Here is a 22074-nt window from a genome sequence, read left to right as displayed (position 1 = left end):
CATGGCTGTATGGTGGATCGCGAGTATCGCGCGCACGATTAGGCAAAGCCGTCGAGACATACGATGGATAGCCCTTAGCCGCAACAAAATTCTTTTTAGGCTTATCTGTCCATGGCTTGAGCCAGCGCTTAGGTGCAAAGACACTGTGATACCATGAACTTAGCGAAATTTGCTACCTTCCCCTTAAAGGAGTCATTATGTCCAAAAGCGTTTTTAGTCAAGAAGAAGCCATCAAGATTCTCCAGGATGTCCTAAAGATTAAAAGTATTAACGGCAATGAAAAAGAAGTGGCCCTATATTACCAACAGCTTCTCAAAAAGCATGGGATTGAGTCCCAAATAGTCGATTACGCAGATAAACGCAGCAATTTAATTGCCGAGATCTCCAATGGTGAAGGCAAAACCTTAGGCATTTCTGGTCATATGGATGTGGTGCATCCCGGAGACGAGAAGGAATGGAGCCATCCACCTTTTGCAGCAGAGATCGCCGACGGCAAATTGTATGGTCGCGGCGCCTGCGATATGAAAGGCGGCCTCACCGCGCTTATTTTAGCGATGATTAATCTCAAAGAAAGTGGTCAGTTTAAGGGCAAGATCAGATTGCTGGCGACTGTCGGCGAAGAAATCGGTGAGCTAGGCTCTAAACAACTGGCAAACAAAGGCTACGCCAAGGGTATTGATGCGATGTTGATTGCCGAGCCCGTCAATATCGCGATTATGCATGCGCATAAGGGGTCTTTTAATTACACCATCAACTCCAAGGGTGTCAATGCGCACAGTTCAAACCCGCAAGCGGGCGTTAATGCCATTGAAAACCTCATGTTGGGTATGAATGCCATCCAGGAAGCCCTCCAAAAAGTCTATGCTGATTACAAAAATGATGCCATGGGTAAACTCGTGCATAGCTTTACCTTGATCAAAGGCGGCTCACAAATCAATACGATCCCCGATTTTGCCCAAGTACGGGCCAATGCACGTACGATTCCAGAGTTTGACAACAAAAAACTCACGGAGTTACTAGAAAAGATTATTGAGCAAACCAATCAAAAACATCAGCACTGTCAGCTCAGCTTGCAGGTGGACGATGATATGCCTGTGATGGAAGCCGACAAGGACACCGAACTCGTTAAGCTTTTACTTGACGTCACTAAAACATCCAAGTACTACGATTTTGATAAAAACCTCAAACCGATAGCCGAGTTTGTTCAAGAGCAAGTCGGTTCAGCTGAAGGACTACCCAGCCAACTAGAAGCCGTGGCCTTGTCGGGCACGACCGATGCAGCGCAATTCTACCCGGCTAATCCAGACATGGATGTGGCGATTTTTGGGCCAGGTTTTTCACCGTCAGCCCACAAAATTGACGAATATATCGAGGTTCAGCAATACCTCGACTTTATCCATTTATATGGCGAAGTCTACGAAGCTTATCTGAAATAAGACGTACTCGTACATTAACAACAGGCGTCCTATCGCCTGAACTTCCTCTCACATGACCGGGGCAGCAAGAATTAGGCAAACTAAAAAGGTTCACTGCCGTGAACCTTTTTTTTACGATGCTTTAAATAAATGCTTGTAGGCATAAGGTGCACAGCGCAAATATTGCGGTGCGACGTCGATTTGTTCGCCTAAATCAGCCGCGGCCTGCCATGGCCAGCGTGGGTTATACAAAATGGCACGACCAATATCCACCATATCCGCTTGCTCGGTACGAAGAATATGCTCTGCTTGAATGCCATCGGTAATCAGTCCCACCGCTATCACTGGTATGTTGAGCGCCTGCTTGAGCGCTTGAGCAAAAGGCACTTGATAACCGGGGCCGACTTCGATTTGCTGTTCAGGCGCCGCGCCAGCGCTAGAAACATCGATAAAATGACAGCCGAGCGCTGCTAATTGCTGTGCTAAGTAAATGGAGTCTTGTAGGTCCCAACCACCATCCACCCAGTCCGTGGCCGAAATGCGCACGCCCAACGCCAGCTTTGAATCGAGTGCCTGACGTACTTTTTGAAAAATTTCCAAGACAAAACGGCAGCGATTTGCAAGACTACCACCATATTCATCGTGCCGTTGGTTACATAGCGGTGACAGGAACTCATGCATTAAGTAGCCGTGTGCCGCATGTAATTCAATCACATCAAAGCCAGCGGCTTGCGCTCTTAAGGCAGCTTGCACAAACTGCGTCTGGATATCTTGAATCTCTGTGAGCGTCAAGGCATGCACTTGCTCATGACTATTGGGAGTAAAGGCAATGGCACTGGGCGCTTGAGTCACCCAACCGCCTTGATCCGGGGTTAAGTATTGCTGCCCTTCCCACGCCTTAGCGGTACTGGCTTTGCGCCCTGCGTGGGCTAATTGCACGCCGATTTTGATATCAGAATAAGTACGAATAGACGCGAGTAATTGCGCTAAGCCCTGAGCCTGTTGATCATTCCATAAGCCCAGATCACTGGGGCTAATGCGCCCTTCAGGCACCACGCTGGTGGCTTCCAGCACTAATAAGGAAGCGCCAGAAACTGCTAAGTGCCCGTAGTGCATCTCATGCCAAGGTCTCACTTCTCCATTGTGCGCTGAGTACTGACACATCGGTGGGATGGCAATGCGGTTTTTAAGCGTGATTGGGCCTAATTGCAGCGGGGCAAAAAGTCGTGAGCCTTTTTTTGGCATAACTGTCTCCGTAAATCAATAGAAATTAGCAATGACTTATCGTAACATCCTCAACCTGACGTTTTCATGTCAGCGTACTACCAACGTGTTCAACGCTTAGAAACAGTGGTTTGTTTGCGCTTGATCTAGGTGAGCCAGCTAGCGATTTGTGAATTCATGGTGCACTTATTAAAATGTCTCTTATCGATATATGCCTTTTAAACTCCACACCCTTACCTAAATGATTGAATAGGATATCGCATGCAAAACAATTCATCCCCAAATCCTGCTCCCCAAAAAGAAAAAGCCCTAGTGATTTTTTCAGGGGGACAAGATTCAACCACTTGTCTCTATTGGGCCAAAGCGCAAGGTTATGATGTGCATACCTTAAGTTTTGACTACGGTCAGCGCCATGCGATCGAATTACAAGCAGCTAAAAAAGTCGCAGCCTTTGCGGGTATTGCCGAAGACAAACAAGGGGTTTGCCAGATTACGGATGTATTGTTGAGCACTAGTCCATTGACTAGTGAGGTGGAGCCTGAACAATTTGCGAGTCCAGAGGATCTTCCTCAGAGCGGTGTACAAAACACCTTTGTGCCCATGCGCAATCAGTTGTTTTTAACCATTGCCGCGAATCGCGCTTACGCCCTCAATTGCCGCGTGCTTATCACGGGGGTGAGTCAAGCCGATTACGGTGGGTATCCTGATTGCCGTGAGAATTTTATTAAAGCGTTTGAAACCACATGCAACTTAGGTACATTTACCGGTGAACCTGGCACCTTAGGCAATTTACAAGTATTGACCCCGTTGATGCACTTATCAAAAGCGCAAGAAGTGCTGATGTCGTATGAGCTTAAAGATTGTTTTGCAGCGCTGGCTTGGTCGCATACGGCCTATGATGGTCAATACCCCCCTGTCGGTCATGATCATGCCAATGTTTTACGCGCCAAGGGGTTTGCCCAAGCGGGTCTACCCGATCCCCTGGTTCTCAGAGCGCATCAAGAGGGTTTAATGCCTTTACCAGAGACCGATAATTACAAGGATGAGGTCGTTGCCAAAGTGCGACAGGTCTTAGAGCAAAGCCGTTGGTTAGGCTAAAATTTGGCCAGAGGGGCGCGTAATTCTTTGTGTTTTCAAAAATATATGTTATTATGTGTGACTTACTTTAAGACCCCTTAAGTCTTATTTTAGTGCTTAATCATTAAGATGGCTTAGCATCGATAAGCATTGCTATCCATGATGTTTTTAATATCCTTGATATCCATTGATTAAGAGTTTCTAGTCAATGCCTAACGTATTTCGTATTTATTACGTGTGATTATCACATCTAATGAGTTTAGGCGTTGTAGACGATTTAAGTGCTTTAGGCTAACTTTTAGGGTCCTAAGAGTAAGAATTTATCCCCATGGCGCAGTAGCAAAGCGGTTATGCAGCGGATTGCAAATCCGTCTAGAGCGGTTCGACTCCGCTCTGCGCCTCCACCCTCTCATATTCCCATCTCGCTTTTCTTCATTTTGCTTTTCTTGACCTTGTTGATTTTGCAGCACGGCCCTAAAATCAGCTTGCAAGGCGATTAGATAATCTCCAACAACGTCGTTTATTGATTCCTTTCACGCCGCAGTGGCTAGTGAAGTGATCCCTGATGATGACTACATGCCGATTTGTCAGGTAAGATCGAAAGTGGTTCTTCAAATAACCTTCTGCGCATTGCTAGCATGCATCCTCCGAAAACATCCTCAAGTCCGCGTTTTTGCGTTAATCTAGTAGATCCTCAGTAGGATTTAGATGCTTAACGAATATATTATTAGTTGCGAGAAAACAATGGATAAAGAAGTCATCGCCGCGCTCAAAAAATGGCCCAATGTGCCGGCCGCCTATGGTTGGATTTCCTTAGATGGCCATGGCTATTGGCGTTTTCATCCTCAGGGCAGCGCACAAGCGCGAGCAGATTGTCGTGGCGAAACCATCCAAAATTCGCAAATTCAAGCCTTTTTAAGCCGTAATTACACGGTAGATGATGATGGCCAATGGTATATTCAAAATGGCCCCCAAAAAGTCTATGTCACCCTGCCCTATGCTCCCTATATCCTAACATTAGGTGATCAAGCTCAAGATTTGCGCTTGCATACCGGTCAGACAGTAACGGCGATTTCAGCCTGGTATTTAGATAGTGAGGGTGGCTTTTATGCGCAAACTGAGGCCGGTGCCGCCATGATCTCGGAGCAGGACTTAGACACGGTCATCGAGCATCTGTGGGTGCTAGATAAGGCCACAGCAAGCCCCTTACAGGCGGCCGAACCCTTTGGTGAAAAGCATCTTAACGCCTGTCAACAAGGTCAGCCTTTGATCTTAAGCTACGACAAAAAAGCCACCTTGACGGGTCCTTTTCGATGTATTACCACTCAAGAACGAGCTTCGGTGCTAGGTTTTTGTGCCCAGCCCAAGCATAAATAGCCGCGCTCTGGGTTGCTGAAAGTAACCGCGATGTGCCCGCTCAGGCCCTATGCAAACCCACTCATGAAAAAAGCTGAGTCGATAGACTCAGCTTTTTGCTGTCATACAACCGGCAAGACAAGCCACTTGAAAGGCCTGCCCGCTTGTAAAACCAGATTAACCGAAACGACCAGTAATGTAATCTTGCGTTTCTTTGCGAGTAGGACGCAAGAAGATCTCGTCAGTTTCACCAAACTCGATTAATTCACCTAAGTACATATAGGCCGTGTAATCGGAACAACGAGAGGCTTGTTGCATATTGTGAGTCACAATCGCCACGGTATAGTCCTCTTTGAGTTCTTTGATGAGTTCTTCGATTTTGACCGTAGAGATCGGATCCAGTGCAGAACAAGGTTCGTCTAATAAAAGCACTTCGGGTTTCACGGCTACACCGCGAGCAATACACAAGCGTTGTTGTTGACCACCCGAAAGACCATTACCACTTTGGTTAAGTTTGTCTTTAACCTCAGTCCATAGCGCGGCTTTAGTGAGCGCCCATTCGACCCGGTCATCCATTTCGGACTTACTGATGTTCTCGAAAAGTTTTACACCAAAGGCCACATTGTCATAAATGCTCATTGGGAATGGTGTTGGTTTTTGGAAGACCATACCGACTTTGGCGCGGAGCAATGAAATATCGGTTTTGCTGGTGAGTAGGTTCTCGCCATCTAAGAGGATTTCACCCTCGGCTCGTTGACCTGGATATAACTCAAACATACGGTTAAAGGTGCGAAGCAAGGTAGACTTACCGCAGCCAGACGGACCAATAAACGCGGTTACGCAGTTTTTAGCGATGCGCATATTGACGTTTTTGATGGCATGAAACTTACCGTAATAAAAGTTCAAGTTATTGATTTCTAGTTTAGTCTGTTCAGGACTTACAATGTGTTCAGGCATTTATTATTCCTAGATTTTAAGCTTACTTAGCACGTAAAAAAGTACGCGCTAAAATGTTTAAGACAAGAACCAACAAGGTAATTAAAGCAGCACCCGCCCATGCTAATTCATTCCAGTCAGTATATGGACTAGCGGCATATTGATAAATCACGACAGGAAGATTGGCCATCGGCGCATTCATATCGAGACTTTGGAATTGGTTGTTGAGCGCAGTAAAGAGTAATGGCGCCGTTTCACCGAGAATACGAGCAATCGCCAATAAGACACCGGTAATCAATCCTGACATAGAGGCTTTGTAGCAGATGCTAAGGATCATACGCCACTTCGGACAACCCAATGCGACTGCCGCTTCACGCATGCTATTAGGGATGAGCGTCAGCATATTGTCAGTGGTGCGTACGACCACTGGAATCACTAAAATCGCCAAGGCCAAGGCCCCTGCCCACCCCGAATAGTGTTTGGCATTGGCTACATAGAGCGCATATATAAAGAGACCGATAATAATAGACGGTGCAGATAGCAAGACGTCATTCAGGAATCGAGTGCTCGGCGCTAACCAACCGCGTTGACCGTATTCAGCAATATACGTACCCGCCAAAATCCCAACAGGGGTACCAATAACGGTACCGACGACCGTCATTAATAGCGAACCGTAAATGGCGTTTTTGAGACCACCGCTCTCGCCTGGGGCTGGGGTGTTTTCTAAGAAGAGGTGCATACCAAAGGCACCGCCACCTTTTTGGATCAAGGTCAAGAGAATCCAAAATAACCAAAATAAACCGAAGATCAAGGTAATGCAGGATAAGGTCAACATCACTTTGTTAACCACTGCACGCTTTTTAAAGACCTTGTTGTTGTTATTAAGAACCGAGTGGCCTTTGGGCGTATTAAGCTTGTCTGTGTAATTTGTAGTGTTTGACATGATTGATAACTTCCACCTAATGACTATTTACCTTCTTTCTGCTTCATGCGTAAGAGCATGAGTCTAGAAAACGCGAGAACCACTGTTGTAATTAAGAAGAGAATTAAACCTAATTCCATGAGCGCCGCTTTTTGAATACCGCCGGCCTCGTTAAATTCGTTGGCAATCGCAGAAGCAATGGAGTTAGAGGGTGAGAAGATACTGGTTGGTGTTTGGAAGGCGTTACCAATCACGAAGGTCACTGCCATGGTTTCGCCGAGTGCTCGACCTAAACCTAGCATAATGCCACCAATCACACCACCGCGTGTATAAGGGAGTACAACTTTCCACATAACTTCCCAGGTCGTGCCGCCTAAGCCATAGCAAGACTCTTTGTACATCGGAGGAACCAATTCAAAGACATCGCGCATCACTGAAGCGATAAATGGGATGATCATAATAGAGAGGATCAGACCCGCAGAGAACAAACCAATACCAAATGGAGGGCCTGCGAATAAATGACCAATCAGTGGAATACTACCGAAGATAGTAATGAGGTGTGGTTGAATGTACTCTTGGAAAATCGGTACAAAGACAAACAAACCCCACATACCGTAAATAATTGAAGGAATAGCCGCTAATAATTCGACGGCAATACCAATGGGGCGGCGCAGCCAGGTAGGTGCTAGTTCGGTTAGGAACATAGCAATCCCGAAAGAAGACGGCACCGCGATCACAACGGCAATAAAGGAAGTGACTAAGGTACCAATGATGGGTACCACAGCACCATAGGTATCGGTGCCAGGGTTCCAATCATTGGTAAAAATAAAAGACAGTCCATCGGTTTTTATTAAGTCCCAGCTGCCTATGATCAATGAGATCATGATTGCCATTAACAGCACGAAGACAAAAAAAGCAAAGAACTTGGTCGTTAATAAAAAGGCGAAATCGCCCTTCCCTGTTGTTGTTTTAGCAGTGTAACCTTTGGACTGTTTCATTTTTTTGTAAGAACCTATTATTTATCCCAAACTGGAGAGCCGTCTTTAGTTTTTAGATTGTCGCGCCATTCTTTGCGAATTTTTTCAACGACTTCATCTGGAATGCTGACGTAATCGATAGAAGCGGCGCTATCTTTACCATTTTGGAAGGCCCAGTCAAAAAACTCTAAAGCGGTTTTAGTGTCTTCAGGTTTGTCGACTTGTTTGTTCAATAGAATGAAGCTAGCTGCCGTTACTGGCCAAGAATCAGCACCTGGCTCATCGCTAAGTACCACACCCATGCCTGGTGCAGAATCCCAGTCAGCGTGTTTTGCAGCAGCGGCGAAGCTTTCTAGTTTAGGCTCAACTGTTTTGCCGTCTTTGTTGACCATTTTGGCGTATGAGAGGTTATTTTGTTTAGCGTATGCATACTCAACATAACCAATGGTGTTTTTCATTTGGCGAACGACACCGGCTACACCTTCGTTACCTTTACCGCCTTGACCAGTCGGCCATTTTACAGATTTACCTTGACCGACTTTATTTTTCCAATCATCAGAAACTTTAGAAAGGTAGTTAGTCCAGCCGAAAGTGGTACCTGAACCGTCTGAACGGTGTACTACGATGATGTCGCTGCTAGGTAATTTAAGGTCAGGGTTCAATTCAGCGATAGCTTTGTCGTCCCATTTAGTGATTTTGCCTTGGAAGATGTCAGCGATAACAGGACCAGATAAAACGAGTTGGCCTGATTTAACGCCTTCGACATTGACGACTGGTACAGTACCACCGATGATGGCTGGGAATTGCAATAAATCGTTCTCTTTAAGTTTTTCGGCAGACATTGGATCGTCAGAAGCACCGAAAGCAACTGTTTTGGAGATGATTTGTTGTTGACCGCCACCTGAACCAATAGATTGGTAGTTCAATTTGTTACCAGTAGCTTTATTCCATTCAGATGCCCATTTAGCATAGACAGGATATGGGAACGAAGCACCAGCACCATTGATGGTGTGAGCTGCTTGAGCGCAGAATGCAGAAGCAGTTAATAACACTGCTAGGGAACTCTTCAAGATTGTTTTTTTCATAATCAAAAACCTCTTAGTGGACAAAAACTATTAAGGAAGTATAGTAAAGACAATAAGTTACAGTTTTATTACATTTACCGTATGCTGCTTATTAACCACAAGCATTATTACTCAAATCGTTGCAATAACTTCTCATGGATATTAAATGGCTCTTCGCCTTCAGCACATTCTACGCGTTTGTAGGTGCCGTCAGGTTGCTCTTGCCATGCTAATTGATTATCTTCAAGCGCGGCGGTAAAGGCTTCATAAATCACGCGTTTTTTGAGCTTAGGATCGCGCACTGGGAAAGCCACTTCTACCCTTCTGAAGAAGTTACGATCCATCCAGTCTGCGGAAGATAGATAGAGTCGTTCTTCGCCGTCACGATAGAAATAAAAGACACGAGAATGCTCCAAGAAACGGCCGACAATCGAACGTACGTGGATATTTTCGGATAAGCCTGGCACGCCTGGTTTGAGCGTACAAATGCCACGTACTACCAGCTCAATTTGCACTCCTGCTTGGCTGGCATGATAGAGCGCATCAATAATCATCGGCTCAAGCAAGGAATTCATTTTGGCCATAATCACGGCTTTTTTGCCGTTACGGGCATTTTCGGCTTCGTCGTAAATTAACTCGACCAATTTTTGCCACATTGTAAATGGCGATTGCAACAAGGTTTGTAACGGACGACGAGCCCCTAAGCCTGTGAGTAAATTAAAGGTTTTATCCATATCGCTGGTAATATCCGGCGCTACGGTGAGTAAACCAAAATCGGTATAGAGTCTGGCTGTTTTGGCATGGTAGTTACCTGTACCTAAGTGACCATAACGCACTAATTTGTTGTTTTCGCGTCGTAATACGAGCGCCATTTTAGCGTGTGTCTTATGACCTACGACACCATATACCACATGGGCTCCGACAGATTCGAGCTTAGCAGCCCAATTAATATTGGTTTGTTCATCAAAGCGCGCCAATAACTCAACAATTACCGTCACTTCTTTACCAGATTTGGCCGCATTCAGTAAGATGCGCATAAGCTCAGACTCTTCGCCCGTACGGTAAATCGTTTGTTTGATGGAAAGCACATCGGGATCGAGCGCCGCCGCTCTGAGAAACTCTAAGACGGGTTTGAAGGATTGGTAGGGATGATGCAATAATATATCTTGTTTGCGAATCACATCAAACATGGCGGAGGGTTCACCCCCCACATCGAGGACCTTTGGGTAGTCAGCCTGAAAAGACTCAAACACAAAACCTGGCCCTACATTAATGTCGCAAAGCGGTGAGAAGCGTGTCAGATTAACTGAGCCATCAGTCAGATAGGTGTCGGCGTCAGTCAGACCAAATTCTTTTTGTAAAAAGTGTTTGAGCTCGTCAGTTACGCGTGAATCGATTTCTAGACGAACAGCACTACCAAAATTACGTTGCGATAGCTCGCCTTGCAAGGCTTTGCGTAGATCGGTGACATCATCTTCGTCTAAATATAAGTCACTATTACGTGTTACGCGCCATTGGAACAAGCCTTTGACTTGCATGCCGGGGAATAATTCGTAAACGAATTGTTGCAAGAAACTTGATAACAACGTATAGCCGTGTTTAATACCGCAGACTTCCTCAGGAATGGCGATCAAACGCGGTAAGACACGTGGTGCTTGTACAATCGCAATCGAAGCTTCGCGACCAAAGGCATCTTTGCCCTCAACTGAGACAATAAAGTTCAGGCTCTTGTTGTAAACACGCGGGAAAGGATGTGAAGGATCTAGTCCGATAGGTGTGAGCACGGGCATAATCTCGTTTAAGAAAACTTCGTGCGCCCATTTGGTAATTTCCGGCGTGTAATCCGCGGTGCGAAAAACAAATACATCATGCTCACGCAATGCGGGCAGAATTTCTTTGTTAAGGATGTGATATTGAGTATCGACCAGTTGGTGCACGTCTTTTTGGATTTGCTCAAAAACCTCATGGGGCATCATGCCCTCGACGCCAACACGATTTGGATTTTCGAGTTGTTGCTGTTTGATCGTAGCTACTCGGACTTCAAAGAATTCATCCAAATTAGAACTCACAATGCAGATATAACGTAAGCGCTCCAATAGCGGCACATTAAGGTTTTGTGCCATGGCCAGCACGCGACGATTAAATTTAATCAATGACAACTCACGATTAAACAATTCACCACTTGGTTTTTGCGCCAACTCCTGAAGATAGTCTTGCTTAATCTCTTCTGGATTAGTATCAGACTCTGGGGTCACATTTGTTGAGTTGTTATTTATATCAGTCATGGTATTTCCTAAAGTTGATTTTAGGCCACATGTTAGCAAAGATAAATTGCAAAAAGATTAAAATTTTGAAGCGATTGTAGGACATTACAATTTTGTGTCTTTTTTGCCATAGTCGTTTAGGCAGGTACTACGGACGGCCAAAGCACATCGTAATTGGGGCTTTTGAAACATTTGCTCACTAACTTATCTTATAATCGACTTTTGTTTTACTTAGTCATCCTTGCCGAATGGACACAGAGAATATGCTTGCCGCTGTTGACTTAGGCTCCAACAGCTTTCGTTTAACCGTCGCTCGTATCGTCGAGAGAGATAATACTTTTCAACTCTACACCGTTGATCGCCTCAAAGAAACCGTGCGACTCGCTGCTGGCCTAGACGACAATAATTACCTTAGCAAAAGTGCTATTCATAATGCAGTCGAGGTACTCAAGCGCTTTGGTGAAAGAATCCGCAATTTTCCACCGCAAAATGTTCGTGTAGTCGCTACTAATACCTTTAGAATTGCACAAAATATTAATGATATCTTGATCCCCGCCCAAGAGGCGTTGGGCTTTCCTATCGAAATTATTTCTGGTCAAGAAGAAGCGCGTTTAGTGTATCTGGGCGTGGCCCACGAATTACCCCCTTCAGACGAGAATCGTTTAGTGGTCGATATCGGGGGTGGTTCGACTGAATTTATTATCGGTAATAATCTCGAACCAAAGCTCATGAAATCACTCACCATGGGCTGTGTGTCTTTCACTGAAAAATTTTTCCCAAATGGCAATGTCACTGCCAAATCCTTTGAAAATGCCCAGTTGGCGGCGCGCCGTGTCGTCGAAGTTATCAGTAAGCAATACCGCAAAATGGCTTGGGTGAATGCCTACGGTTCGTCAGGTTCAGCCAAAGCCTTAGTGGCCGTAAGCGAAGCCACAGGACTTTCCGAAAAAGGCATTACCCTTAAGGCCTTAAAAACCATGAAAGAGATCATCATCAAAAATGGTTCCGCGCGCACTGATGATTTGCTCGACCTAAAAAAAGACCGGGTTGAGGTCTTTCCTGCGGGCTTGGCGATTATGTTGGGGATTTTTGAAGAACTCAAAATCACGCGCATGGATCAAGGTGATGGTGCCCTGCGCGTCGGTACCTTATATGATTTGCTAGGCCGTCAAGCGGCGGCAGATAAACGCGTAGAATCCTGCAAGCAATTTATGAGTCGCTATCATATCGACGTTAAGCAGGCGCAACGCGTCAAGGAACTAGCCCTCAAATTATATGATGATTGTGCTGAGCAACTTCCTGAGACCATCGATGAGGTCCGTAATTTGCTGGGCTGGGCTTGTGATTTGCATGAAATCGGTTTATCGATTTCCCAATCGTCTTATCATCGCCATACAGCCTATGTGCTCGAAAACGCTGATATGCCAGGGTTTTCTAATAGCGAGCAAAAGAAACTCGCCCTACTTGCACTAGCGCATAGCGGCAAGCTCAGCAAAGTGGAACTCGATGATGAAAGCGAGAAAATGCGTTTGGCGATTTTGTGTATTCGCCTGGCCACTTTATTTTTGCGCAAACGTATGCCTTTGCGTTTAAATCCTATTTCTTTGCAGCTAAAAAATCACAAAATCATCTTGCGAATCGATGCCAAATGGCTCAAGAACAATCCATTGACCGCCTACAGTCTCGATTTGGAAGCGAATGAGTGGGACAAAAATGGCTATAAATTTGAAGTCAAACCCTATGAAGAGGCCTAAAGCCGTTTTGGCTTAGGGGCTGAGCCCAAGTATATAGAGGGCCCGCCACAAAAAAGCGCTAAGTTTATAATGACTTAGCGCTTTTTTTGTAAGATAGGATTACTCAATGCCAAAATGTTTGCGATAACTTTTGCGCATACATGAAAGATCAATCACCACCGGAAAATCCGCCGCATTGAAATCCTTATCCCAAGCAGGCTCACCACAAATACGCGCGCCAATCTTAAGATAGCCTTTGATCAGGGCGGGGATTTTGGTGCCCTCTTGGAACTTAGGCAATTGTTCTAGGGGATAAGGATGTAAGGGAAACGCTTTGGGGGCTTGTGCATGTTTGGCAATATCCAGCTGCGCTAAATGCCAAACTTGAGAAGCTTGTAGACCGCCATCCGCCAGATTAACGCTGGCACAGCCAAGCATGTATTTGAGTTTGGCGTCATACAAAAATCGAGTTAGGCCCGTCCATAACAGCATAATTACAGTGCCATCACGATAATCCGGATGAATACATGAACGACCGCATTCACAGACTAAGTCACGATGAGCATCGAACTGGCTGATATCAAATTCGGTTTCGGTATAGAAGCCATTGGTTTTTTGGGCGTCTTGAGAAGTTAAGACACGGTAGGTACCCACGGTTTCTTGGGTTTTACTATTGACGACGATGAGATGCTTGCAATATTCATCGTATTTGTCGTGATCAATACCGTCAGTGGCATTGGGTAGATGAACATTAAGTTCCTTGACGTAAACGTCATATCTGAGTTTTTGTGCGCTTTTTATTTCTGCTGCGGTGTCTGCATAGGCTAAGATTAAATCAAATGCTTCCCCATTGTTTGTCGTTGATGGTACTTTCGTAATTACTTGCATGAAAGTGTCTACCCTTATTATTTTTTGCAAACTTTCTGATTTCTATTGAGCTCAAAAACTCAAACTACAAAATAATATAAATTCAGAAAGCTTGCAAGCTACCTTTATTGTGTTTGTCAGGTCTAATTTAGTCAGTCAGTTTAACTTTAGATAACTGCTCTACGCACTGTTTGGCTAGCTGAATATCGTCGGCCTCGACCATTAAACGCAGCTTAGGTTCGGTGCCAGAGGCACGAATTAAGACGCGGCCTCGATCTTTCAGTTGCTCTTCAATTGCCTGCTTAGTCTGTTGTAATTCTGCATGATTTTGCCAATCCATGCCTGGTTTGAGTGGCGTGTTCACCATGACTTGCGGGTACATTTTGAGATCAGCAATATAGTCTTTGAGACTTTGGCCAGAATGGCGGATTGCCGTAAGCACTTGCAGTGCCGCAATAATGCCATCGCCCGTGGTGTGATAATCCAGACATAATAAATGGCCAGAGTTCTCACCCCCAAATAACCAACCGTTTTGGTGTAGCGCTTCGAGAACGTAGCGGTCGCCAACTTTGGCACGCTGGAACGGCACACCTAATTGTTGCATTTGTTTCTCAAAGCCTAAATTGGTCATGAGGGTTCCGACAACACCGGCCACAGGGCCTTTTTTGAGGCGCTCAAGAATAATGGCGTAAAGCAACTGATCGCCATCATAAATATTGCCATGGGCATCGACCATTTGCAGTCTATCGGCATCACCATCGAGGGCAATACCATAATCAGCGCCCTCTTTTTGGACAACTTCTAGCAGGCTGTTCGGATACAGCGCGCCTACGCCTTGGTTAATATTTAGGCCATCGGGTGAGCACCCGACCTTAATGACTTGCGCGCCTAGTTCACGAAACACATGGGGTGCAATATGATAGGCAGCGCCATGCGCAGCATCAACGACTAATTTAAAGCCTTTGAGGTCCAAATCATTGGGGAAAGTGCTTTTGCAAAACTCGATATAACGACCCGCGGCATCGGCTAAACGATGGGCGCGCCCAATTCGGGTAGAGTCAACGCAGTGCATCGGCTCATCAATGAGTCGCTCAATGGACTCTTCAATGTCATCGGGTAGTTTTGTCCCTTTGTCTGAGAAAAACTTGATGCCATTATCGTAATAGGGGTTATGGGAAGCGCTGATAACGACCCCTGCATTTAAGCGAATCGCGCGCGTCAAATACGCCACTGCTGGCGTTGGCAAAGGCCCGGCTAAATAAACATCGACGCCGGCTGCAGCGAAACCGGCTTCTAGGGCGGATTCAAGCATATAACCAGAGACACGGGTGTCTTTACCAATTAAAACGGCAGGTCGATCGTGTCCTTCCGTGCTTTCGGCCGCCAGTACACGACCGGCCGCATAACCTAAACGCATGGCAAATTGTGGATTAATGACATCGCCACCGACTTCTCCGCGTACACCATCGGTGCCAAAATATTTACGAGGCATATTAAACTCCGTTCTGTATCGCTTGCCAAGTATTGACAGCTTGTAAGGTGGCCGCCACGTCATGCACTCGAACGATGGCAGCCCCATTTTGAATACCTGCTAAGGCCAACGCAATACTTCCGTATACCCGCTCCTTAGCGGTTGGGTTGGTTTGAGGATTTACAGCAGCAATCATGGCTTTACGTGACATGCCAACTAGAATTGGCAAGTTTAAGCGCTGTAATTGCGCCATATTTCCGAGTAATTCATAGTTTTGGGCGACGGTCTTACCGAAACCAAAACCTGGGTCAAGTAGAACCCGACTTAATGCTATGCCATGTTCTTGCATAACTGCTAGTCGATCTTGTAAGAAATCTTTAACCGCTTGAGTGATATTGCCACCGTAATCCGGTGGCTCCACTTGCATGGTTTTGGGCTCACCATGCATATGCATAATACAAATCGCGGCGTCTGGGTAACGAGCGAGCAGTTCAACAGCGCCTTTGGCTCTGAGCGCATACACATCATTGATCAGATCAACGCCCAAATCCAAACAGACTTGCATGACTTCGGTCTTAAGCGTGTCGATAGAAAGCGGCACGCCACAATCTTTGAGAGCCTTAATGACGGGGACAATACGACGAAGTTCTTCGTCGACGCTGACCGGATCACTGCCCGGACGGGTGGATTCACCCCCTATATCCAAGATATCGGCGCCCTCTTCTATGAGTTTGAAAGCGTGACGAATGGCTATCTCTTGTTGCTTGGCTTGATTCCCACCATCAGAAAAAGAATCAGGGGTGACATTGACAATGCCCATTATTTGCGGCCGTTGAACATCTAATTGAAAACGACCGCATGGGAAGGTTGACTGCATAGGGAGACCTGTAGAAAAACAAAAAACGACCATTAAAAGAATGACCGTTTTTTAGAAAGACTCGATTATAAAACTTCGGCCGGCTTATCGCTTGTTTTTTTGCCAGTCGAACCTGCATTAGGCGGGATATTTGGATCATTGGATTTGTCCGGAACGTGAGGCTCACGAGGCGGACGGCCCTGAATAATATCCTCGATTTGCTCAGCATCAATGGTTTCCCAATCGAGAAGCGCCTTGGCCATGGCATGCATTTTGTCCTGATTGTCTTCGATGATTTGGCGCGCTACATTGTATTGCTCATCAATGATGCGGCGAATCTCGTTATCGACTTTCTGCATGGTAGCTTCGGACATGGTCGTGCTCTTTTGCATACTGCGTCCGAGGAACATTTCATTGTCATTATCGCCATAGACCATAGGGCCGAGTGCATCGGTCATACCATATTTGGTAACAATATCGCGAGCAATCGCCGTTGCCCGTTCAAAGTCATTTGAGGCCCCTGTCGTCATTTGATCCATAAAGATCTCTTCGGCGATACGGCCACCAAAGAGTACTGAAATCGTATTGAGCAAGCGCTCTTTGTCCATGCTGTAGCGATCAATCTCTGGCAACTGCATGGTCACACCTAAGGCACGACCACGAGGAATAATCGTGACTTTGTGCACTGGATCAGTTTTGGGGAGCATGCGAGCCACAATAGCGTGACCTGATTCGTGATAGGCCGTATTGCGACGATCCTCTTCGTCCATAATCATAGAGCGTCTCTCGGCACCCATGATGATTTTGTCTTTGGCATTTTCGAAGTCATGCATATCGACCGTGCGGCCGTTACGACGAGCTGCAAATAAGGCGGCCTCATTGACTAAATTAGCCAAATCGGCACCCGAAAAGCCTGGCGTACCACGCGCAATTACTGTCGCGTCGACATTGGCGGCCACTGGTACTTTACGCATATGGACGTCAAGAATTTGTTCGCGACCACGGATATCTGGTAGAGAGACTACTACTTGACGGTCAAAACGACCTGGGCGCAATAAGGCCGGATCAAGCACGTCTGGACGGTTGGTGGCCGCGATGACGATGACACTTTGGCCAGATTCAAAACCATCCATCTCTACCAGCATTTGGTTGAGGGTTTGTTCACGTTCATCATTACCACCGCCGACACCCGCGCCCCGTTGGCGACCCACGGCATCGATCTCGTCAATGAAGATAATGCAAGGCGCATGTTTTTTGGCGTTTTCGAACATATCGCGGACACGAGACGCACCGACACCCACAAACATCTCGACAAAGTCAGAACCTGAAATGGTAAAAAACGGTACTTTGGCTTCGCCCGCAATCGCTTTGGCTAAGAGTGTCTTACCCGTGCCTGGAGGGCCGACCATCAGCACACCACGCGGGATGCGGCCACCTAGGCGTTGGAATTTAGAAGGTTCGCGTAAAAATTGCACTAATTCGGACACATCCTCTTTGGCCTCATCGCAACCGGCAACATCGGCAAAAGTGATAGGATTGGCGTTCTCGTCTAACATACGGGCACGAGACTTACCAAAGCTGAAAGCGCCGCCCTTGCCGCCACCCTGCATTTGTCGCATAAAGAAGATCCAAACACCAATCAAGAGCAACATTGGGAACCAAGAAATCAGGGCATTCATGAGGAATGACGGTTTTTCTGGTGGATGCGCGGTGATTTGGACATTGTGGTCGATCAGATCACTGATCATCCAGATGTCGTGAGGTGCGGTCAGGGTATATTTCGTGCCAGACTTGGGCTTAACAGTGAGTTCCTGACCTTGTTGCTCAATCGAAGCAATCTTGCCATGCTTGACATCACTCATGAACTGGGTATAGCTCACCGTCTCTGTGGTAGGTGCTGGGCCCTCAAATTGTTTAAAAATAGCAAACAGTATGACAGCTACGACTGCCCACAGCGCTAATTTAGAAAATGAGTTATTCAACGATTAGTACTCCGTAACTTTGCTTAGCTTGTAAGTCTATGTAGATTAATAGCCTATTTTATAACGAAAGCTTCCTAAAAATAGGTAATTAAAGGCTTTTTTTGGATTTAATTGCAAACAATTTTTGCTTATCGTTTGATATGTATGGGCGCTTGAAAAAATTAAAAGGCCTGCCGCTCGCGAATTCTTTTTTAGGCTTTGAGCTGTCGTGCCACCAAAAAGGTTTCTGAAGATTTATCACGTGAGGCCTTCGGTTTGCGTTCAACGACTCGTTTAAAGTGTTTTTTGTAGAGTTCGACGATTTGTGAAAAGCCACTGCCATGGAAAGTTTTGACGATTAGGGCACCGTCTGGTTTGAGATGTGACACTGCAAATTCCAGGGCTAATTCACATACATGTTGCACGCGAGCGGCATCGGCGGCCCCAATCCCTGAGAGGTTCGGTGCCATATCACTGATGACGAGATCGACAACTTCTCCATCTAGGGTCTCGACGAGTTGTTCTAAAACAGCCTCTTGTCGAAAATCCCCCTGAATAAATTCCACGCCTGCAATCGCTTCCATGGGTAATAAATCGAGGGCGATGACTCGACCATTTAGCTTTCCCTGGCCATCGCTTAATTTTTCTTTGGCGACTTGTGACCAACTCCCTGGCGTGCTACCCAAGTCTACTATAATGTCACCTGGCTGCATCAATTTCTCGGTGTCTAGGATTTCGAGAAGCTTAAAGGCCGCCCGAGCGCGATACCCCTTCTGCTGCGCCAATTTTACATATGGATCATTAATATGCTGATGGATCCAATTTTTAGAAAACTTTTTTTTAGCCATAACCAGATTTATGCCTCAGTTAGAATTAACAGCCAAAGAACGTAGTTTACTTAAAGCGGCTGCGCACTCCCTCAAACCAATTGTACAAATCGGTGATAAGGGCCTAACGGCAGCCGTTCTTAAAGAAATCAATGTGCATCTCAAGGCCCATCAACTTATCAAAATCAAAGTCGCGGGTGACGATAGAGAGCAACGTTTACAAATGCTTGAGCAAATATGTGACGCGCTTGACTGTGCCATGGTACAGCACATTGGCAAAACGCTGACCTTGTATCGCCCAGAGAGTGCAGACACTGCTGACACCGAGCACTCCGAGATTGAGCAACTTAATCGACCTGCCGATAAACATTACATCCCCAAAAAACGCTTGGGGGGCGGCAGTACCCGTCGTCAAGCCATTGCCAATCGTCCTAATCGCCCTAGTCGCTCAAATGTTCCTAGTCGTGCCAATGGCGGCAATCGTGCCAATCGTTTGGGCCAAGCCGACACCATGACTCGAACTCAAGGTTTTCGCAAACCGAGCAGCGCCTTTAGTTTACGCAGTCGCCGCAGTGTGCACAACAAAAATAAATAATCCGCGCCTGTTTCGCTTTTGACTTAGCTCGCCTCGCTCACAAAAAAACACGTCGCCATGATCTCAGGCGACGTGTTTTTTTGGGGTTTATTTAGCGATAATGCACATCTAACACTTCGTACTCACGTTCGCCAGCCGGTGTACGCACGGTAATTGTATCTCCCACGCTTTTGCCGATGAGGGCGCGTGCCACTGGGCTAGACACCGAAATCGTATTTTGTTTGATATCGGCCTCAAAATCCCCCACGATTTGATAAGTAATCTCGGCATCAGTATCTAAATCGACTAACTCTACAGTCGCACCAAAGACGACTTGGCCATCAACATCCAAGGTGCTCGGATCGATGACATTGGCGCTAGAAAGCACGCTTTCGAGCTCTTTGATACGGCCTTCGACAAACGCTTGTTTTTCGCGGGCGGCATCATACTCAGCATTTTCTGAAAGATCACCTTGCGCGCGGGCAGTAGAAATTGCTTCAATCACTTCTGGGCGAACTACTGCTTTGAGGTTTTTAAGTTCTGCTGCCAAACGCTTCGCGCCTTGAGCAGTCATAGGGATACTTGCCATATTAATACACCTTTTTATGGTTACGAGTGCTGATAGCGCATCGGTATTCAACCAATTCGTTATCCTTACTCATTATTCATCTTAATGACTGAGTCTAAAGATTAAGCGCCCCGCAATTTAAGTGATTGCAGGGCGCTACAAATAAAATATCAACTAATAAAATAGTTATAGACTAGTCGTTTATATCGAGTTTATGAAGACTCACTAAAATATGTTAATTAACTCTCGTATGCTCGGGATCGCCAGCAGCATGGGATGGGACACTATACGGCTATACTTTTGGTCTATATTGCTCAGTGTTATCACGCTTAGGCTAAACTTAGGGGTCAATTTAAGGTCATAAATTTAGCACTAAATTTATCAATAAACCTAGCTCAACTTTAAGCTAAAATTTAGCTCAAAATTTGTCTAAAATTTTTCTAACACTTAGCCTATAAAAGTCTATATATCAGCCTATATAAGAGACTATAAAAGCCAATATATAAGCCTATATAAAAGTCCCTATAAAAACCTCTATAAGCTGCCTACTTGCGGCCGGGCGATCGCAAATTCAAACGTATATTATGCGCAAAACTTTGCTAAATTGCAATTAAATTCAAGTAACTTAGGCTTTTTTTCGGTTCATAAGCGCATATAGAATAATGGCCGCAAAGGTGGCCGTACCAATCCCTTCTAATTTTAAAAAACCTAGTTCTAGAGTGAAGTTACCAGCGCCCATGATAAGCGTGACCGCGGCCACAATGAGATTTTTGTTTGCTGAAAAATCAACCTGATTGACAACCCAAATTCTCGCGCCTGCCACCGCAATTAAGCCAAACACCACCACTGAGACACCCCCCAACACAGGCGTTGGAATAGTATGAATGAGCGCACCAAATTTAGGCGAGAAACCTAAGAGCACAGCAAACAGAGCGGCAATGACAAATAAGACGGTGGAATAGATTTTGGTGGCTGCCATCACACCAATATTTTCTCCATAGGTGGTCACACCCGTGCCCCCCACGGCGCCAGAAAGCATGGTGGCTAAACCATCGCCCATAAAGGCTTTACCCAAGTAATGGTCTAGATTTTGGTTGGTCATGGCACTCACGGCACGGATATGCCCCAGGTTCTCGACCACGAGAATCACCGCTACCGGTAAAATCACCGTAATGACAGAGAAAGAAAAAGCGGGCTTATAAACATGGGGAAGACCTAACCACGCCGCCTGAGTCACCGGCGTAAAATCAATGGGGGTGCCTAAGTGTAATAAATTCGCAAAGATAAAATAACAAAGATAGGCGATTACCGTCCCCAATAAAATCAACAGACGCTGCAGCATGCCGCGTGTAAACACGGCCACTAAACCTACGCATAGCATGGTTAACAGCCCCATAAGGGTCGCAAACGTGCCTTCTCCCATGGCGCTCTTCGCTGCCACGGGTGCCAGATTCAGACCAATGACCGCCACCACCGCCCCAGTCACCACGGGTGGCATCAAGGTATCAATGAGTCGAGCGGCGCGGTCTTTAAAGCGCCAAACCGCCACCCCGATAAGAAAATAAGCCAGGCCGCAGATAATAATTGCGCCTAGCGCTAGCGAAATGTTTTGGTTAGGGCCGCTACCACTATAGCCAGTGACTGAAATCACGCCACCAATCAGTGCAAAACTCGAGCCCAAATAACTGGGCACTCGACCATTCACGAAAAAGAAAAAAATCAAGGTCCCTATGCCCGACATTAAGATGGCTAAATTCGCATCAAAGCCCATCAATAATGGCGCCAATACGGTGGAACCAAACATGGCAAACACGTGCTGCACGCCCAACACCAACGATGGTCCCATCGCTAAACGTTCATCGGGTGCAATCACTTGCGAGGTCGATGGATTTTTGATGAGACGCCAATTAGGCAAATTAAAAAACATAAGAACTCCACGGCGGTGGCTATTAATTAAGACGCTGCTATTTTATAAAAAAATT

Annotated in this window: 18 protein-coding genes and 1 tRNA gene; 6 read left to right on the top strand and 13 right to left on the bottom strand. The window is 46.0% G+C overall.

The annotated features are described in order from the left end of the window. The first annotated feature begins 197 nt into the window (after positions 1-197). Positions 198-1436, top strand: coding sequence for an ArgE/DapE family deacylase (locus Q335_RS0101375; protein ID WP_028357092.1), 1239 nt, complete (start codon positions 198-200; stop codon positions 1434-1436). A 111-nt stretch (positions 1437-1547) separates the two neighbouring features. On the opposite strand, the gene Q335_RS0101370 is transcribed toward Q335_RS0101375, so the two are convergent. Further along, positions 1548-2660 (bottom strand): NADH:flavin oxidoreductase/NADH oxidase, encoded by a 1113-nt coding sequence (locus Q335_RS0101370; protein ID WP_028357091.1) that lies wholly within the window; start codon positions 2658-2660, stop codon positions 1548-1550. 240 nt (positions 2661-2900) lie between these two features. Here Q335_RS0101370 and queC point away from each other — a divergent pair, with 240 nt between their 5' ends. The 3 genes from queC (at position 2901) to Q335_RS0101355 (ending at position 5093) form a co-directional block, all read left to right on the top strand. Next, positions 2901-3737 carry a 7-cyano-7-deazaguanine synthase QueC gene (queC, locus tag Q335_RS08875; protein WP_051532207.1) on the top strand — a complete coding sequence of 279 codons (837 nt, stop codon included), beginning with the start codon at positions 2901-2903 and terminating at the stop codon, positions 3735-3737. 309 nt (positions 3738-4046) lie between these two features. Then, positions 4047-4120 (top strand) — tRNA-Cys (locus tag Q335_RS0101360). Between the two features lie 304 nt (positions 4121-4424). After that, complete coding sequence (locus Q335_RS0101355) at positions 4425-5093, top strand: DUF2946 family protein (protein ID WP_051532206.1); 669 nt, start codon at positions 4425-4427, stop codon at positions 5091-5093. Positions 5094-5249: 156 nt separating this feature from the next. On the opposite strand, the gene pstB is transcribed toward Q335_RS0101355, so the two are convergent. The 5 genes from pstB to ppk1 form a co-directional block, all read right to left on the bottom strand. Further along, positions 5250-6029 carry a phosphate ABC transporter ATP-binding protein PstB gene (gene pstB, locus Q335_RS0101350; protein WP_028357089.1) on the bottom strand — a complete coding sequence of 260 codons (780 nt, stop codon included), beginning with the start codon at positions 6027-6029 and terminating at the stop codon, positions 5250-5252. A gap of 22 nt (positions 6030-6051) precedes the next feature. Then, positions 6052-6951: a phosphate ABC transporter permease PstA gene (pstA, locus tag Q335_RS0101345; protein ID WP_028357088.1), complete on the bottom strand. Its 900-nt coding sequence runs from the start codon at positions 6949-6951 to the stop codon at positions 6052-6054. A gap of 23 nt (positions 6952-6974) precedes the next feature. Next, on the bottom strand, positions 6975-7928 hold the full coding sequence (pstC, locus tag Q335_RS08870; RefSeq protein ID WP_084493491.1) for a phosphate ABC transporter permease subunit PstC: 954 nt from the start codon (positions 7926-7928) through the stop codon (positions 6975-6977). 17 nt (positions 7929-7945) lie between these two features. After that, positions 7946-8995: a phosphate ABC transporter substrate-binding protein PstS gene (pstS, locus tag Q335_RS0101335; RefSeq protein WP_028357087.1), complete on the bottom strand. Its 1050-nt coding sequence runs from the start codon at positions 8993-8995 to the stop codon at positions 7946-7948. A gap of 104 nt (positions 8996-9099) precedes the next feature. Further along, the gene (gene ppk1 / locus Q335_RS0101330) at positions 9100-11169 is read right to left on the bottom strand and encodes a polyphosphate kinase 1 (RefSeq protein ID WP_028357086.1); all 2070 of its coding nucleotides are present in this window, start codon (positions 11167-11169) and stop codon (positions 9100-9102) included. 314 nt (positions 11170-11483) lie between these two features. Here ppk1 and ppx point away from each other — a divergent pair, with 314 nt between their 5' ends. Then, a complete protein-coding gene (ppx, locus tag Q335_RS0101325; protein ID WP_028357085.1) occupies positions 11484-12989 on the top strand; it encodes an exopolyphosphatase in 1506 nt (501 codons plus the stop codon). 99 nt (positions 12990-13088) lie between these two features. On the opposite strand, the gene Q335_RS0101320 is transcribed toward ppx, so the two are convergent. From Q335_RS0101320 to Q335_RS0101300, 5 genes are all read right to left on the bottom strand, one after another. Continuing rightward, positions 13089-13856, bottom strand: coding sequence for a GNAT family N-acetyltransferase (locus Q335_RS0101320; RefSeq protein ID WP_028357084.1), 768 nt, complete (start codon positions 13854-13856; stop codon positions 13089-13091). Positions 13857-13983: 127 nt separating this feature from the next. After that, positions 13984-15327 (bottom strand): phosphoglucosamine mutase, encoded by a 1344-nt coding sequence (gene glmM / locus Q335_RS0101315; protein ID WP_028357083.1) that lies wholly within the window; start codon positions 15325-15327, stop codon positions 13984-13986. A 1-nt stretch (position 15328) separates the two neighbouring features. Next, complete coding sequence (gene folP / locus Q335_RS0101310; RefSeq protein WP_028357082.1) at positions 15329-16183, bottom strand: dihydropteroate synthase; 855 nt, start codon at positions 16181-16183, stop codon at positions 15329-15331. 65 nt (positions 16184-16248) lie between these two features. Continuing rightward, a complete protein-coding gene (ftsH, locus tag Q335_RS0101305; RefSeq protein ID WP_028357081.1) occupies positions 16249-18144 on the bottom strand; it encodes an ATP-dependent zinc metalloprotease FtsH in 1896 nt (631 codons plus the stop codon). A 191-nt stretch (positions 18145-18335) separates the two neighbouring features. Then, the gene (locus Q335_RS0101300; RefSeq protein WP_028357080.1) at positions 18336-18971 is read right to left on the bottom strand and encodes an RlmE family RNA methyltransferase; all 636 of its coding nucleotides are present in this window, start codon (positions 18969-18971) and stop codon (positions 18336-18338) included. Between the two features lie 10 nt (positions 18972-18981). Here Q335_RS0101300 and yhbY point away from each other — a divergent pair, with 10 nt between their 5' ends. Continuing rightward, a complete protein-coding gene (gene yhbY, locus Q335_RS0101295) occupies positions 18982-19545 on the top strand; it encodes a ribosome assembly RNA-binding protein YhbY (RefSeq protein ID WP_028357079.1) in 564 nt (187 codons plus the stop codon). Between the two features lie 91 nt (positions 19546-19636). Here yhbY and greA read toward each other — a convergent pair whose 3' ends face one another. Together greA and Q335_RS0101285 are read right to left on the bottom strand one after the other, a co-directional pair. After that, positions 19637-20113 (bottom strand): transcription elongation factor GreA, encoded by a 477-nt coding sequence (gene greA, locus Q335_RS0101290; protein WP_028357078.1) that lies wholly within the window; start codon positions 20111-20113, stop codon positions 19637-19639. A 604-nt stretch (positions 20114-20717) separates the two neighbouring features. Further along, positions 20718-22019: a solute carrier family 23 protein gene (locus tag Q335_RS0101285; RefSeq protein WP_038369139.1), complete on the bottom strand. Its 1302-nt coding sequence runs from the start codon at positions 22017-22019 to the stop codon at positions 20718-20720. Positions 22020-22074 lie beyond the last annotated feature (55 nt).

This window comes from Brackiella oedipodis DSM 13743, from assembly GCF_000621025.1.
In the GTDB taxonomy this organism is placed as follows: domain Bacteria; phylum Pseudomonadota; class Gammaproteobacteria; order Burkholderiales; family Burkholderiaceae_B; genus Oligella; species Oligella oedipodis.
The sequence above is the reverse complement of the archived record's forward strand: the minus strand, read 5'-3'. Positions and strand labels throughout refer to the sequence as shown.